This window comes from Streptomyces sp. NPDC024017, assembly GCF_040638895.1.
In the GTDB taxonomy this organism is placed as follows: domain Bacteria; phylum Actinomycetota; class Actinomycetes; order Streptomycetales; family Streptomycetaceae; genus Streptomyces.
In genome coordinates this window covers 592,083-605,884 of record NZ_JBEZYZ010000004.1, presented here as the reverse complement: position 1 = coordinate 605,884, position 13,802 = coordinate 592,083, and the positions used below count along the sequence as shown (strand labels likewise).

17 protein-coding genes are annotated in these 13,802 nt (G+C 68.3%); 3 read left to right on the top strand and 14 right to left on the bottom strand.

Annotated features, from left to right (window positions below):
- Window positions 1–45 precede the first annotated feature (45 nt).
- The 7 genes from AB0G20_RS14120 to AB0G20_RS14090 form a co-directional block, all read right to left on the bottom strand.
- Window positions 46–612, bottom strand: coding sequence for a hypothetical protein (locus AB0G20_RS14120; RefSeq protein WP_361300825.1), 567 nt, complete (start codon window positions 610–612; stop codon window positions 46–48).
- Between the two features lie 242 nt (window positions 613–854).
- Complete coding sequence (locus tag AB0G20_RS14115; protein WP_361300822.1) at window positions 855–2,036, bottom strand: aminotransferase class V-fold PLP-dependent enzyme; 1,182 nt, start codon at window positions 2,034–2,036, stop codon at window positions 855–857.
- Window positions 2,037–2,207: 171 nt separating this feature from the next.
- Window positions 2,208–3,449: an MFS transporter gene (locus AB0G20_RS14110; protein WP_361300819.1), complete on the bottom strand. Its 1,242-nt coding sequence runs from the start codon at window positions 3,447–3,449 to the stop codon at window positions 2,208–2,210.
- A gap of 189 nt (window positions 3,450–3,638) precedes the next feature.
- A complete protein-coding gene (locus AB0G20_RS14105) occupies window positions 3,639–4,595 on the bottom strand; it encodes an alpha/beta fold hydrolase (RefSeq protein WP_361300965.1) in 957 nt (318 codons plus the stop codon).
- 208 nt (window positions 4,596–4,803) lie between these two features.
- Complete coding sequence (locus AB0G20_RS14100) at window positions 4,804–5,343, bottom strand: DinB family protein (protein ID WP_361300816.1); 540 nt, start codon at window positions 5,341–5,343, stop codon at window positions 4,804–4,806.
- A 107-nt stretch (window positions 5,344–5,450) separates the two neighbouring features.
- The gene (locus AB0G20_RS14095) at window positions 5,451–6,131 is read right to left on the bottom strand and encodes a hypothetical protein (RefSeq protein ID WP_361300813.1); all 681 of its coding nucleotides are present in this window, start codon (window positions 6,129–6,131) and stop codon (window positions 5,451–5,453) included.
- Window positions 6,128–7,504, bottom strand: coding sequence for an APC family permease (locus tag AB0G20_RS14090; protein ID WP_361300810.1), 1,377 nt, complete (start codon window positions 7,502–7,504; stop codon window positions 6,128–6,130). Before AB0G20_RS14090 ends, AB0G20_RS14095 begins: the two co-directional genes overlap by 4 nt.
- 70 nt (window positions 7,505–7,574) lie before the next feature.
- On the opposite strand from AB0G20_RS14090, the gene AB0G20_RS14085 reads away from it, so the two are divergent.
- The 3 genes from AB0G20_RS14085 (at window position 7,575) to AB0G20_RS14075 (ending at window position 9,794) form a co-directional block, all read left to right on the top strand.
- Window positions 7,575–8,582, top strand: coding sequence for a helix-turn-helix domain-containing protein (locus tag AB0G20_RS14085; RefSeq protein ID WP_361300807.1), 1,008 nt, complete (start codon window positions 7,575–7,577; stop codon window positions 8,580–8,582).
- Window positions 8,583–8,676: 94 nt separating this feature from the next.
- Window positions 8,677–9,300 (top strand): HD domain-containing protein, encoded by a 624-nt coding sequence (locus tag AB0G20_RS14080; protein WP_361300804.1) that lies wholly within the window; start codon window positions 8,677–8,679, stop codon window positions 9,298–9,300.
- Complete coding sequence (locus tag AB0G20_RS14075; protein WP_361300801.1) at window positions 9,297–9,794, top strand: hypothetical protein; 498 nt, start codon at window positions 9,297–9,299, stop codon at window positions 9,792–9,794. Before AB0G20_RS14080 ends, AB0G20_RS14075 begins: the two co-directional genes overlap by 4 nt.
- Before the next feature lie 65 nt (window positions 9,795–9,859).
- On the opposite strand, the gene AB0G20_RS14070 is transcribed toward AB0G20_RS14075, so the two are convergent.
- The 7 genes from AB0G20_RS14070 to AB0G20_RS14040 form a co-directional block, all read right to left on the bottom strand.
- Window positions 9,860–11,086 carry a cytochrome P450 gene (locus AB0G20_RS14070; RefSeq protein ID WP_361300798.1) on the bottom strand — a complete coding sequence of 409 codons (1,227 nt, stop codon included), beginning with the start codon at window positions 11,084–11,086 and terminating at the stop codon, window positions 9,860–9,862.
- 11 nt (window positions 11,087–11,097) lie between these two features.
- On the bottom strand, window positions 11,098–11,331 hold the full coding sequence (locus tag AB0G20_RS14065) for a ferredoxin (protein ID WP_361300795.1): 234 nt from the start codon (window positions 11,329–11,331) through the stop codon (window positions 11,098–11,100).
- 167 nt (window positions 11,332–11,498) lie between these two features.
- The gene (locus AB0G20_RS14060; RefSeq protein WP_361300792.1) at window positions 11,499–11,843 is read right to left on the bottom strand and encodes a cupin domain-containing protein; all 345 of its coding nucleotides are present in this window, start codon (window positions 11,841–11,843) and stop codon (window positions 11,499–11,501) included.
- The gene (locus AB0G20_RS14055; RefSeq protein WP_361300789.1) at window positions 11,836–12,246 is read right to left on the bottom strand and encodes an MmcQ/YjbR family DNA-binding protein; all 411 of its coding nucleotides are present in this window, start codon (window positions 12,244–12,246) and stop codon (window positions 11,836–11,838) included. The genes AB0G20_RS14060 and AB0G20_RS14055 overlap by 8 nt, the downstream gene beginning before the upstream one ends.
- Before the next feature lie 25 nt (window positions 12,247–12,271).
- The gene (gene ddaH, locus AB0G20_RS14050) at window positions 12,272–13,135 is read right to left on the bottom strand and encodes a dimethylargininase (RefSeq protein WP_361300786.1); all 864 of its coding nucleotides are present in this window, start codon (window positions 13,133–13,135) and stop codon (window positions 12,272–12,274) included.
- A gap of 43 nt (window positions 13,136–13,178) precedes the next feature.
- Window positions 13,179–13,505: an NIPSNAP family protein gene (locus AB0G20_RS14045; RefSeq protein WP_361300783.1), complete on the bottom strand. Its 327-nt coding sequence runs from the start codon at window positions 13,503–13,505 to the stop codon at window positions 13,179–13,181.
- Between the two features lie 48 nt (window positions 13,506–13,553).
- Window positions 13,554–13,802, bottom strand: coding sequence for an acyl carrier protein (locus AB0G20_RS14040; RefSeq protein ID WP_361300780.1), 249 nt, complete (start codon window positions 13,800–13,802; stop codon window positions 13,554–13,556).

Here is a 13,802-nt window from a genome sequence, read left to right as displayed (position 1 = left end):
AATCCAGTCGAAGACATCTCCAAGCGACCGCACCCTTCGGCACCGTCATCCACCCCAGCTTGCCAGCACTCGCAATAACTCTGCGGACGGTGAAGCCGGCTCAGCATGACAGGTGATCAGAAACTGGTGGGGATCGCCGACGGGCGCCAGGACCTCGAACCAGAGAGTCAAGTCCCCTACCAATGGATGATGGATCCGTTTCGGGCCGCGGATCATCTCCCTTCCTGTCCCCCGGGACCAGATTAGATGAAAGTCCCTGCTTTCGGCAGCGAGTTCGTCGATAAGCGTGATGAGCCCCGAATCATGGGGAGCGCAAGCGACCTGTGTTCGTAAGTGATGGACGACTTCGAGAGCCTTGCGGTCCCAGTCGGGGAAGAGATCGTGCGCCCGGGGGTCGAGAAACGTGATGCGAGCCCAGTTTCTTTGCCTAGGCGTCATGTCCCCGAAATCTCCGTACAGACACGCAGCAAGGGTGTTCCAGCCCAAAATATCCATCTCCCGTCCCATCACATAGGCGGGAACGTCGATCAATGCGTCTAATAACTGCTTCATCCCTGGACGCAGGGGGCTGGGTTGCACCGGATTTCTCCAGACGAGATGGATCGTGGCCATGCGTGACACCCCGGTTGACGGACGTGGTAACGGGTTATGAGGACCTGGCCTCCACGCCGGTCGGCGTGCGGCGAAGCCGTCGGCACCCCCCGGGGGACGGGAGCGCCGACGGCGGCTTGCGGGACGCTACAGCGCGAACAGGCCGTCGGACCGTGCCCGGGCATCGCCCGGGCACGGTGGCCAGTGGCTGTCTGGTCTGCCGTATCGCGCCAGCGGACTCGCCCCTGTGTCGAGGCGGCGCATCAGCGCAGCGCCCTCACGGCCTTGACGACCCTGCCGATCTGCTCGGGGGCAGTCACCATGGTCGGTCCGAAGCGCAGGTGCGGCTGTGCGTAGGGAGTCTCCGTGGCGATGACTTTGTGGGCTTCACGGAGTTCGCGTTCGGCATCGGCAGCGGCCCAGCCCTCCACGGTGCAGCAGACGACGCCGGCCGACATGGACGGGTCGCGGGGGGTCAGGACGCGCACGTTCGGGAGCCGGTCCAGTTCGTCCTTGAGAAGGGCGGCCTGGGATGTGATGCGCTCGGCGATTCTGGCGCGGCCGATGGTCTCGTGGAAGCGGACGGCTGCGGGAACGGCCCAGCGATGTTCGAAGGAGTGGTAGCCGCCGGGGGTTTCGAGGATCGCGGGCGCCGCCACCGGGTCCCGGTCGCCCACCCAGCCTTCATAGCCTTCACGGCTGAAGTTGGGAATCACCGGAGCGACGAACGGCCAGTGCTCGGGCTTGCCCCACAACAGGCCGGTACCGCGCGGGCCGTGCAGCCACTTGTGCGTGCTGGTGGCGAAGAAGTCGCAGCCGAGGTCCGACATCGTGATGTTCTCGGCGGCGAATCCGTGGACGCCGTCCAGGCAGAACAGGACGTGGTCGGCGAGATCCCGCCTGGCGTTGATGTCTCGCAGCGCGTCGGCTATGGCTCGCGCCGGCAGCTTCACGCCGTTGTCGGAGTTCACCCAGGTCAGAGCGAGCACACGGGTGCGGGGGGTGATCGAGCGGAGGATCCGGGTGACGATCTCGTCCGTCGTCGCCATGGCCGGGTCGTCGTACAGCCTGATCTTGCGCACCGGGACACCGTCTCGCTGGTGGCGCAGACGCAGCGCCTGGTGCGTGGCGTAGAAGTCGTGCTCGCTGGTGACCATCTCCTGGCCGCTGTCCAGCCGCAGGCCGCCGTAGAGGAGTGCGAGCCCCATGGTGGTGCTGTCGGTCAACGCCACGTCGTCCGTGTCGGTGCCGAGGAAGCCTGCAAGCGATGTGCGCACTTCCAGGCTTCGGTCCTCGTCGATGAAGCCGGCTCCGGCAGCGATCGGGTCCGCATCCAGCGCGTCGCGGTAGCCGTTGATGGCGTCACGTACCTGGCGGGGGTGCGAGGCGAGGACGAAAGCCGAGAACTGCAGGTAGTCACGCGACAGTGCGAACTGGTCGCGCACGGAACCCCAGTCTTTGGGGTCAAACCCATGCGGGGAGGCAACGGGAGCAGCCTGGGCGGCACTTGCCGGTAATCCGATGGCTGCGGTGGCGCCGAGAGTGGCTCTGGCGAGGCCGCGGCGGGTCAGCCCGCCTCGTAAGCCGGACGTGATCACAGTAATCACCATTCGTCGTCAGAGAGGGAGCGAGGAACTGTCCGTGTGACTGGGCCGGGCCTTGGAGGCCGTGGCAGTGCCGTGGTGTGGATGCCGTCTCGCTTGCATCGCGATGGCCGTCGCCGCGGTGACGGCCAGCACCTCCAGGCCGGCCGCGGTCCAGCCGACTGCGGGGACCCCGGACCGGTCGAGTGCGAGAGAGCCGAGGAAACCGCCCAGGGAGATGCCGATGTAGATGGCGCTGGCGTTCAGGGACAGAACGATGCCCGCGGAGTCCGGTGCCAGCTCCACGATCCGATGCTGCTGCACCGGAGCGAAGGACCAGCCGAAGATGCCCCAGACCACCAGAGCCACGGCGGCCAGCCCCGCGCCCAACGAGCCGTGCACGCCCAGTGAGCTGAGCACGCCGAAGGAGGCCAGAGCGAGGGTGAGTCCGCAGGTGCTGATCACCATGAGCCGGGTCGTGGGGTAGCGGTCGGCGGCCCGTCCGCCCAGCGCGTTGCCCGCCACAGCCGCGACGCCGAAGATCATCAGCCAGATGCTGAGTGCTCCTCCGTGGATGCCGCCCACCGCGTCCAGGACCGGGCTCATGTAGGTGAGGACGGTGAAGGCGCCGGAAATCCACAGCATGGTGAGGCCCAGCATCGCGGGGACCCCCCGGGCCCGTGCCACCGACAGGCGTGCCCCCAGACCGACGGCGGGATCCGGCGGCAGCGGAGGCAGCATCAGCACCAGTCCTACGGTGGCCACGACGCTGAGGCCGGCCACGAACAGGAAGGTGGTCCGCCAGCCGAAGGCGCCGCCGATGAGAGTGCCCAGCGGCACGCCGGCCGCGGTGGCGATGGCGATACCGGCGCCCACGGTGCCCAGCGCCCGGCCGCGTTCTTCGGCGGGGACCAGTGCCGGTACGGCGGCGGCCGCGGCCGGGGTGAACACGGCGGCGGCGATCGCCGACAGGACCCGCACGGCGAGCATCATCCCGTACGAGTCGACCAGGGCGGCGGCGACGTTGGAAACGACGAACAGAGCGAGGCTGCCGATGAGGACCGGCCGGCGCGGCAGATTGCCGATCGCCACGCCCAGCACGGGGGCACCGATCGCGTAGGCGAGGGCGAACACGGTGACGAACTGGCCTGCCGCACTCTCGGTCACGCCGAGATCGTGCGCCATCTCGGGCAGCAGACCGGCGATGACATAGCCGTCGGTGCCGATGGCGAATGTGCCAACCGCGAGCATGAGTAGCCAGACCCTGTGGGACATGTGGGGGGTGTACCTCCAGAGGAGCGGAGAGGGCGCCGTCGGGGCATCGGGCCACCCCGCCTCGGTCGCGAAGCGGAGCCGGCGGCACGGGTGCGCGGACCCAGGCGGGGTCGGACTCAGGCGGGGTCACTGGGTCGAGACCCGGGCCTGGCCCGGGATGCGCCCGCCGGTGGACGGCGCCGGATCTTGTCAGGTGGTCTGCAGGAAGAGTTGGAGAAGGGCCAGCAGGGTCTCCGGAGCGTCTTCGGAGGGGAAGTGCCCGACATCCGCCAGCTCGATCACCGGCGCATCGGGATAGGCCAGTTGGAACGCGGGGATGACGTAGCGCGGCAGGAGGGCGGTGTCGCGCATGCCCTCCACGAGAACGGCGGGCTTGGCCCGCAATGCCTCGACAGCATCCAGGTTCGGCGGCGCGGGTGCGACTTCGGGATCCGGCGCCACCAGCTGCTGCGGGAAGCGGAGCACTCCTTGACAGGCGGCCCGGTCGGTGAAGTGCGCGGCGTACGCACGGACCCAGGTGGGGGTGATGTGCTGTGGGCGCGTAATGGTCTGCAGCGCCAGCATCAGGTGTGTGACGCTGCTACCCGCTTCGCCCAGGGTCTGCTCCAGGGTGCCGTTGGCGTGGGCCGCACTCGCCCAGCGGAACCAGTGGCTGTCGGCGAAGTTCTCCGCCATCAGCTTGTCGTACGCGGGCAGGCCGAGCGGGAGGACCGTGTTGGTGGCGAAGACGCGGGCGATGCGGTCGGGGTGGCGTAAAGCGAATCCGGTGCCGATGGGTCCGCCCCAGTCGTGCATGACGAGCGTGATGTCGTGCAGATCGAGCACGCCGACCAGCAGCGCCTCGAGATTGTCGATGTGTTCCCCGGCCAGATAGGTGCGATCTACGGGGGTGGCGCTCTTTCCGAACCCCATGTGGTCGGGGACGATGACCCGCCGTTCCTGGGAAAGAGGTCCGATCAGGTGCCGCCACAGATAGCCCCAAGTGGGCTCGCCGTGCAGGAACACGACGGCGCCGCCGCCGTCGCGCGGACCTTCGTCGACGAAATGCTGGCGAAATCCTGCGACCTCCGTGAAATGCGGTGGGTAGGGCCAGGTCCTGTCGAAGGTCTCATCAGCTGGGATCATCATTCGCCCTTCCATGCGCATGTTCACGACGACGCGGCCTCGTGGGCCGTCCACTCGCCTACGTCAGTTTTCGACATCCCAGAAGGATGAACAATGAACAGAACCGTCAATGATCACTGAATTCCCGCCAGCAGCCGTCGCTGGGCCGCGCATGCCGACGGGGCGGCCCGGACTGCAAGGCCGACTCCGGGATCCGGTCGGGCGAGGCTTCGCACCCGCCCTCGTGCCGTCACACGCCGGTGAGCCCGTCGACCGACTCACGGAGGAGATCCGCATGGCCGTTGTGGCGTGCGTACTCCGTAATGACGTGGCACAGGATCCATCGAAGGCCGGGGGCTCCACCGTCGGGCTGCGGGCGTCGGGCCAGGTGGTCGAGGCCTCCCTGCGCCAACGCCTCCGCAGTCAGCGAACGGGAGCGGGCCACGGCATCCCGCCAGAGGGACAGGAGCTGCTCCGGAGTGTCGTCGGCGGCCGAGTTCCAGTCCCAGTCGTTGTCGCCGGCCCAGTCGACCGTGTTCCACGGGGGCGCCGGTGCGTGGCCATGAAGTCCCCGGGAGAACCACCAGTCCTCGGCGAAGGCCAGGTGCTTCAGCAGCCCGCCCAGCGTCATGGTGGAGGCACCCACGGTCACCCGAAGACCGGCTGCGTCCAGCCCCGAGCATTTCCATTCCAGTGTCGCGCGCTGGTAATCCAGAAAACCCAGCAACGTGACGGTCTCGTCGGCCGAAAGCGGGGGTTCCGGGCGCCTCTGATCGTCTAACTCCGTCATGCCCGGAACCCTAGCCGCCTTTCCCTCGCAGCGGCAGTGAATGAACTCCTCGGCTTCGTAGCCGAATTCAAAGAAGACGACGGGGAATCAAATCACTGCCATCGACTTCACGGGGCGAAGTCACCTCTGGTGAACCGCATGTAGCAGTAGTCGTCCAGCAGCTTCGGCAGTGACCTGCCCTCGCTGCCGAGGGCCGAGGCCAGCGCCCGCTCGTCCAGCCCGCTCTCGTCGAGCAGCCGTCGTGCCCATCTTTGTCCGAGGCGCTGATGGGACATGAACGCCATCGCGTCGCGAGCACCGTGCAGACTGTTCGCGATGGCATCGTCCCATGGCATGAAGGTGCGCGGGCGCAATCGGTACAGCGCCTTGGCCGCCGCCGTAGGCCCCAGCGACCGTGGGCGCACGGGCGTCCCGACGGTCAGATTCGCCAGATCCGCGTAGTATTCGCCCAGCAACGTGATGTCCTCGTAGGTCAGTTGGGCGAGGGTCACCTCAGCCGGGACCATCGCACCCGCCCACCGGGCCGCCCAGTCGCGGATCCCGGCGTCGAACAGATCGGTCTCCCCGTCGCGGGGGTAGCGGATGCGGCACCCCCAGGAGTTGAGCCAGCGCAGCAGGGTCGTGCGGTGCTCCCGGATCGCGAGGTCCAGGGTCGGCGCGGCGGTATCGGGGGTCGCTGTCTTGTCGACTCCCGGCAGTTGCGAGAACCGGGTCACCGCGGCGCGGAGCTGTTCCAGATCGGGCGCGTGTGGCCCGGTGGGCACGCTGGTCAGAAGTCTGTCGGTCACGACATTCTCTCTATGGGGTCCGAAGACGAGTCAATGGGTGGGGCGGCAACCACGGCCTGGGTCACGCCGTCCGATGTCGCCTCGTCGGATGTCGCTCGATCGGTGCGCCGGCCTCCGAGGCTGAGGTAGAGCAGTGCGGCGCCGGTGACCGCGAGCGGCCAGAGGAGATACCGGCCCGACATGAGCAGCATGATCACCACAGCGACGAGCGCGGCGATCGCCGCCGTCCGAGCCTTGCCTCGCTTCGGCAGCAGCCGCAGCGAGGCGGCCACGCCGACGGCGTACACCGCTACGAAGGACCCGGTGGTCAACAGCACCAAGGGGCGGGCGCCCAGACCGGTCACGGTCACGATGGCCAGCGTCAGCAGGGCGAGCGAGGAGACGACGCCGAGGCTGCGGCGTGGCACCTCGCCGACCGTGCTGCCGCGGGTGAGCCAGGCCGGCAGCGCCCCGTCGCGGCCGAGTGCGGCGCCGAGCTTGGCGGCACCCGCGAAGTAGGCATTCATCGCTCCGAGGGTGAGGAGCAGCGCCGCCACCGCGGCCAGCATCCGGGCGTTGCCGCCCAGGCCCCGGGCCATGAGCTCTCCGAGCGGCGCCTCGGCGTGTGCGGCGCCCGGCCCCAGCACCGCGACGACTGCGAAGGCCACGGCCAGATACAGCACGCCGACGATGACGACCGCGGCCGTGGTCGCGCGGGGCAGGTCACGGCCCGGGGAGCGGAATTCACCCGCCAGGTGGGTGATCGCCTCCCATCCGGCGAAGCTCCACACCAGCAGGGCCGCCGCCGGAGCGATCGCCGCCCAGCCGTGCGGTGCGAAGGGCCTCAGGTTGTCGGTGCTCGCGTGCGGCAGCGACAGGGCCACCGCCACCAGCAGCAGGGCGACGAGCAGCCCGGCCAGGGCGAACTGGAACCGCCCTGTCACTTGTACGCCCACCGCGTTGGAAGCGGTGACGACAGCCATCAGCATGACCGCCGTCACCATGGTGGTGGTCCGCCCGCCGCCGAGCGCCGCCGACACGTAGGCGCCGCCGAAGAGAGCGGCCGCGCTCGCCCCCGGGGGCACGGCGAGGTAGAAGCACCAGCCGACCACCGCTGCCGTACGGTCGCCGAACGCCAGGCGCGCGTAAGTCGACACCCCGCCCGCGTCCGGATGCCGTGCGCCGAGCGCCGCGAAGGTCGCTGCCAGCGGAGCCGACAGCACCACGAGTGCGAGCCATGCGAGCAAGGAGGCGGGACCAGCGGCCTCGGCGGCGAGTGCCGGCAGGGCGATGACCCCGGTGCCCAGGACCGCGCCCACGTACATCGCCGTGCCCTGGAATACGGTGAGCCGCCCCGCCGGCCGGCTCTTCGTTTCGCTCGTCTCGGAGCTCATGGAAAGAGAGTTCCTGACATGATCAGCATGAACAAGCGGCGGAAAAGACAGGGTGCGCTAAATTTCTGCCATGCAGCGACATGTTGTGGCCGTCGCCGTGACCGACGGTGCTCCGACGTTTGAACTGGCCGTTCCCTGCGAGGTGTTCGGCATCGACCGCAGTGACCTGGTCGATGCCTGGTATGAAATGCGGTTGTGCGCCGCGCAGTCCGGTCCGCTGCGCACCGCGGCCGGGCTCATCGTGCCCGCCTCGCACAGCCTGGACCAGCTGGCCGAGGCGGATACCGTGGTGGTGGCGGCATGTTCCCGGGACGTGCAGATCGATCCTCCCGTCGCCCTGCTACAGGCCGTACGCAAAGCGTATGAGCTGGGTCGGCGCATCGTCTCCATATGCTCCGGCGCCTACGTGCTGGCGGCCGCGGGGCTGCTCGACGGGCGGCGGGCCACGGCACACTGGATGAACGCGATGGACTTCAGCCATCGCTTCCCCGAGGTCGAGTTCGACCCGACGTCCCTCTACATCGAGGACGGCACCATTCTCACTTCGGCCGGCACGGGATCCGCCATCGACCTCTGCCTCCACCTGGTTCGCCAGGACTTCGGCTCCGCGGTCGCCAACGAGGTCGCCCGGCGCATGGTCGTACCACCGCACCGAGAGGGCGGACAGGCCCAGTACGCGCGCCCGCCCGTCCGGGTGCGCAGGACGAACGACACCCTCGCGCCCGTCCTGGAATGGGCCCGCCGCCGTCTTCACGAACAGCTGACGGTGCCACAGCTCGCCCGGGAGGCAGGGCTGAGCGAGCGCACCTTCGCCCGTCGGTTCCGTGAGGCGCTCGGCACGACGCCCCTGCAGTGGGTCCTGCAGGAACGGGTCCGGCTCGCCCAGGAGTTGCTGGAGACGACCGGCGACCCGGTGGAGAGCGTTGCGCAACGCACCGGGTTCGGCAGCGCCACCAACCTCCGGTACCACTTCGGCCGACTCACCGGTATCTCCCCGCAGACGTACCGCCACGTCTTCCGCCATCGCGCGGCCCAGCAGCGGCGTGGGACGTCGCCATCCGGAAAGCGCGTCGGATGAGAGGAAGTGCCTGGAATTCTGCGAACGCTGTCGCTAATTCCGCGATTCAATCCGCGCCCATGGCGATATACCAAACCGGCACTATGGTGAGCCCGTGATCGAATTACCTTCCCTGCCCAGCCATCCACGTGCGACCAGGGCGCAGCACGTCCTGAACCGTCTCGTGCGTCCGGCGATCGTGAACCACAGCATCCGCACCTATCTGTGGGCCGTCCTCGCGGGCGAACGACGCGGTATGGCCCCTGGCACCGACTACGACGACGATCTGCTGTTCTACGCCTGCTCGTTGCACGACCTCGGCACCTCGGACGCCCACGACGGCCCTCTCCGGTTCGAGGTGGAGGGCGCCGACGCGGCCGCCGAGCTGCTGACCTCCGAGGGCCTGGATGCCGCCCGGGTCGACCAGGTGTGGGAGGCCATCGCCCTGCACACCTCACCCCAAATCGCCGAAAGACGCGGCCCCATCACCCTGCTCACCCGGCTGGGCGTGCTGACCGACTTCGGCCAGGAGACGATCGACGATCCCGCCGTACGGGAGGAGGTGGAACGGCTCCACCCCCGGATGGACATCGAACAGGAACTGACGGACGCCGTCGTCGCGCAGGCCGTGCGCCGGCCCGAGAAGGCGCCTCTCCATTCCTGGCCGGGCGGTCTTCTCCGCGCCCACCTCGACGCCGTCTCTCACCTCGCCGCGCAGCCCGAAAGGACAGAAGCGTGACGGATTCCGCCGCATCCCTCGCCCGCCCCACCGGGCCGGGCGCCTTCGACTTCCTGATCGGCACCTGGCATGTGACCAACCGTCGGCTGCGCGAGCCGTTGTCCGGCAGCGGCGAGTGGGAGGAGTTCCCCGCGACGGCCAACTGCCGCGGCACTCTGTTCGACGGCGGGGCGAACCTGGACGAGATCGTCTTTCCCACCAAGGACTTCTCGGGCCTCACGTTGCGCCTGTACGACACAGAGCGCGACGAGTGGTCGCTGACCTGGGTCAACAACCGCATTGGCCGGATGTCCCCGTCGATCGTGGGCCGGTTCGGGCCGAACGGGGTCGGCGAGTTCCACGGGGAGGAGATCCACCAAGGCGCCTCCGTGCGCTGCCGTTTCATCTGGTCCGGGATCACCGCGGACTCGGCACGCTGGGAGCAGGCGTTCTCCAGGACGGGAGACGGCGACTGGGAGACCAACTGGATCATGGACTTCCGGCGTACTGCCTGACGGTTCGGGGGTATCGGCGTGCCGCTTGCCGGTACCCCCACCACCCCTCCCCCCGGGCCCCGGCCTCAGGCCACCGTGCGGACCGGTAGCTCGACCAGGCCGTGCATGATGGTGCTGGCCTTCCAGCGGAACGTGTCCGGATCGGCGGCGAAGCTCAGATCCGGGAAGCGCCGAAGCAGCCGGCCCACGCCGATCTCCACCTGGAGCCGCCCCAGGGGCGCCCCCGCGCAGTAGTGGATGCCGTGACCGAAGGCCAGGTTTCCGCTGATCCTGCGGGTGATGTCGAGCTCGTCGGGGTTCTCGAACTTCTCGGCGTCCCGGTTGGCCGAGCCCAGCGCGACCACCACGATCTCACCGCCAGGAATCGTCACCCCGTTCAGCGGGATGTCGTCCGTGGTGAAGCGGAAGGTCGCAAGACCCACCGGTCCCTCGTAGCGCAACATTTCGTCCACCGCGTTCGGCAGCAGCGACGGGTCGGACTTCAGCAGAGCCAGCTGGTCGGGGTTGCGCAGCAGTGCGTGGACCGCGTTACCGATCATGCTGAGCGTGGTGTCGTGGCCCGCGACCACGAGGAGGAAGACCATCGCGACCAGTTCGGACTTGGTGAGCCGGTCGCCGTCCTCGGTGGCCTGGACGAGGGCACTGAACATGTCCTCGCCCGGGTTGGCGTTCTTGGCGTCGATGAGCGCCTCGGTGAACTCGGTGACGGCGGCCGAAGCCGAGGCCACCTCCTCCTCGGTGTGGTTGGCACCGACCAGGGTGTTGGTCCAGGAACGGAACACCGCTCGGTCCTCGGGCGGCACGCCGAGCAGCTCGGCGAGCACGGTGATGGTGAGCGGGGCCGCGAACTGCTCGATGAGATCGGCTTGCGGGTTCTCGGCCAACCGGTCCAGCAGTTCGTCGGTGATCTCCTCGATCCTGGGGCGCAGCGCCTTGGCCCGGCGCTCGGTGAACGCCTTGCCGACCAGCCGCCGCAGCCGGGCGTGGTTCGGCGGATCGCTGTTGAGCATGTGCGCCGCCAGGTCGTTGTCGACCGCGGCCGGTGCTTCGGTGGGCGTCTCGGCATGCCGGGCGAACATCTCGTTGATGCGCCGGCCGTCCTTGCTCACCCGGCTGTCGGCCAGCAGCGTCCGCACATCGTCGTAGCGCGTCACCATCCAGACCTTGACACCGTGCGGCATCAAGACCTTGCGCGGCGGTCCCTCCTCCCGCAACCGGGCGTAGAGCGCGTAGGAGTCCTGTACGAAATCGGCGGGTATCTTTTCCAGGGTCTCGGTCTGGGAATTCTGCATCTGAAATCCTCTCAATCCACCGGGGCCAGTACGTTGCCCGTGGACACCTCTACGATGCGGATCGCCTCCCGCGGGCAGGAATCTGCGACGGCCAACACCTCGTCGTCCGCGTCGATTTCCGCGTCGATCGGCTGCGACTGGCCGTTCCGCAAAGTGAAGCGGTCGGGCCGGTCTCCCATACAGACTCCGGAGCCGATGCAGAAATCACGATCCACGGAAATACGCCAGCGGTTCTCGGTAGGCATGCACATCACTCCCAGCTTTCGTCTTCGGGAAGCAGCGGAGAAATCGGTACCGCAGTGTTCGACAGCGAATCAGCCGTGCTGTCCTTCGGCAATGTTCACGCGATGGGCGAGGCGTTCAAGCGCGGCGGCTCGCCACTTGAACGCGCCTCACCGGCCATCGCCGCGGATCACGGCTCGGGGGTCTCACTCGGCGCGAAGACGACGAGCACGCGCAGGTCCTCGGTGATGGAGTGGAAGCGATGCGGTACGCGCGCCGGCACGAAGCAGACCGAGCCGACTGTCACCGGATGGTCCTTCTCACCGATCCGCAGCACCGCGCGACCGGTGACGACGTGGTACAGCTCGTCCTCCGCGTGCGGCTGCTGGGGATCTTCGGCCCCCGCCTGCAGCGCGTACATCCCGGCGCTCATGGCGGGGACCCGGAGGAACTCCAGGTACCGGCGTCCCTCGGCGGCCTGACGGGCGTCCAGGCTCGCTTGGTCGTACACCTCTGCGCCGTCGCCGTCAGTCATCTGCCGCACCATCCTCGTTCACGGGCGCGCCGGGCTCGTCCCGCCGAACCGTCCGTGCTCCCAGCTGGGCCAGGCGGTCCGCCGAGAGCCGTTTGGGTACGACCATCGCCCAGGCGCCGACCACGAGTTCGGTCAGTTCGTCCTCGTCCAGCGGTGCCAGCCACACGCGGACCCAGTTGTACCGCTCGTCGGAGGGCACCGGCATGAAGTACCTCTCCGGCTCCGAGGCGATCAGCTCGACGCGTTCCTCCCGTGGAAACGCGAACCCCATGGACTGCTCGTCCCGGGACAGCGCCACGTAGACGAGCCGGCCGACCCGGAACTTGACCTGATCACGTACCAGCGCTTCCTCCGTGCGAGGCAGGGTGAGCGCCAGTGTCCGGACGTCCTGCGCCGTGGCCATCGTCCCCGTCCTTCCGCCCCTGTTCTCAGCCCTGCCCCTGACGGAGTTCCAGCGTGCAGCACTTGACGCTACCGCCCGCCTTGAGCAGCTCGGTGACATCAACCCCGATGGGGTTGAAACCTCGGTCCTTCAGCGTCTCGGCCAAGCCCGTCGCCGCCTGCGGCAGCACCACGTTGTAACCGTCGGAGAACGCGTTCAGCCCGAACACGTCCGCGTCCGCCTTCGCCACCTCGATGGCCCCCGGGAACATCTCGCGCAGGACCGACAGGCTGCCGGGCGAGAAGGCGTCGGGGTGGTACATGACCTCGTCCGGCGACAGGACGGCCAGGGCTGTGTCCAGGTGGTAGAAGTTCGGGTCCACCAGGGTCAGACCGGTCACGGGCAGACCGAAGAACTCCTGCGCCTCGCTGTGGGACCGGGGGTCGGAGCGGAAGCCCGTCCCGGCCAGGATGCGGCGGCCTGCCGGCAGGAAGTCGCCCTCACCCTCGTTGACGGCCTCGGGCCACAGCACCTCCTCGAAACCGTTGCGCAAGAACCACTCCAGATAGGCAGGTCCCTCAGCTGTCCGTTCCATGTGGCGGAAGCGGGCGCCGAACACCTTGCCGTCGACGACCGTCGCCCCGTTCGCCGCGAACACCATGTCGGGCAGGCCCGGCAGCGGGTCGATCAGCTCCACCGTGTGCCCCAGCCCGATATACACCTCGCGCAGCCGCTCCCACTGGAGCAGAGCCAGGGACCCGTCGGAGGGCTTGCTGGGGTTCATCCACGGATTGATGGAGTAGGTGACGTCGAAGAAGCGGGGCGCGCACATCAGGAGCCGGCGCGGGATAGCCGCCCGACTCGGTGTCGGCTTCGCGGCGGCGGCTGGCAGGTCCGTGTCAGTCAGCATGGGATGCTTCCTCCTCGATGTAGTTCCAGCATGTCGTGGTGGGTCACCTGCCGAGGCGTTCACGCGTGGCCGCGTCGAGCGCAAGTACCGCCGTGCGATAGTCGGCGATCAGCTCCATGACCGGCTTCTCGTAGTTCTCGGTCCACTCCTCGCTGGCGTAGAACCGCTCCTGCACACCGACGCGCTCCTCCTCGGAGGCGAACACCCGCAGCAGGGCATAGCCGTCCTCGTCGTTGAGCGCGGGGCCGTAGGACACCACGTCGATGCCCCAGCGGCGCATCATCGGGATCGTGCTCTCGCGGCTGATCCGGTCGAACTCCTCCCGTCGGCCGGGCTGTACGGTGAACGTCCGTACCTCGAGCAGACTCACGTTCCGTCTCTCCATCTCTGTCCGGTCGCTTTCGGGCCGTAGCCCGGCTCAGCGGTCCAGGGCCTTGGCGATCAGTGCGGTCATCTCGTCCGTTGTCCTGGCCGCGTGGAAGTCCCGCAGTTCGAGCTTCACCTTGAAGCCGCTCTCCAGTTGGGCCAGCGCTTCCAGCGAGGTGATGCTGTCCCAGTCGTAGGCGGCCAGGACGGGCTGATCCCTCAGGTCCTGCGGGCTGCACGCGAGGACGTCGCCGATGACGGCCACAACGATCTCGCCGATCTCCTCGACGGTTTCGCTCAT

Excerpts from the sequence above, each read along its gene's own strand:
- AB0G20_RS14120 (WP_361300825.1), bottom strand. The coding sequence starts at position 612 with ATGGCCACGATCCATCTCGTCTGGAGAAATCCGGTGCAACCCAGCCCC.
- AB0G20_RS14110 (WP_361300819.1), bottom strand. The coding sequence starts at position 3,449 with ATGTCCCACAGGGTCTGGCTACTCATGCTCGCGGTTGGCACATTCGCC.
- AB0G20_RS14105 (WP_361300965.1), bottom strand. The coding sequence starts at position 4,595 with ATGCGCATGGAAGGGCGAATGATGATCCCAGCTGATGAGACCTTCGAC.
- AB0G20_RS14100 (WP_361300816.1), bottom strand. The coding sequence starts at position 5,343 with ATGACGGAGTTAGACGATCAGAGGCGCCCGGAACCCCCGCTTTCGGCC.
- AB0G20_RS14090 (WP_361300810.1), bottom strand. The coding sequence starts at position 7,504 with ATGAGCTCCGAGACGAGCGAAACGAAGAGCCGGCCGGCGGGGCGGCTC.
- AB0G20_RS14085 (WP_361300807.1), top strand. The coding sequence starts at position 7,575 with ATGCAGCGACATGTTGTGGCCGTCGCCGTGACCGACGGTGCTCCGACG.
- AB0G20_RS14070 (WP_361300798.1), bottom strand. The coding sequence starts at position 11,086 with ATGCAGAATTCCCAGACCGAGACCCTGGAAAAGATACCCGCCGATTTC.
- AB0G20_RS14065 (WP_361300795.1), bottom strand. The coding sequence starts at position 11,331 with ATGCCTACCGAGAACCGCTGGCGTATTTCCGTGGATCGTGATTTCTGC.
- AB0G20_RS14060 (WP_361300792.1), bottom strand. The coding sequence starts at position 11,843 with ATGACTGACGGCGACGGCGCAGAGGTGTACGACCAAGCGAGCCTGGAC.
- AB0G20_RS14055 (WP_361300789.1), bottom strand. The coding sequence starts at position 12,246 with ATGGCCACGGCGCAGGACGTCCGGACACTGGCGCTCACCCTGCCTCGC.
- ddaH (WP_361300786.1), bottom strand. The coding sequence starts at position 13,135 with ATGCTGACTGACACGGACCTGCCAGCCGCCGCCGCGAAGCCGACACCG.
- AB0G20_RS14040 (WP_361300780.1), bottom strand. The coding sequence starts at position 13,802 with ATGAGCGAAACCGTCGAGGAGATCGGCGAGATCGTTGTGGCCGTCATC.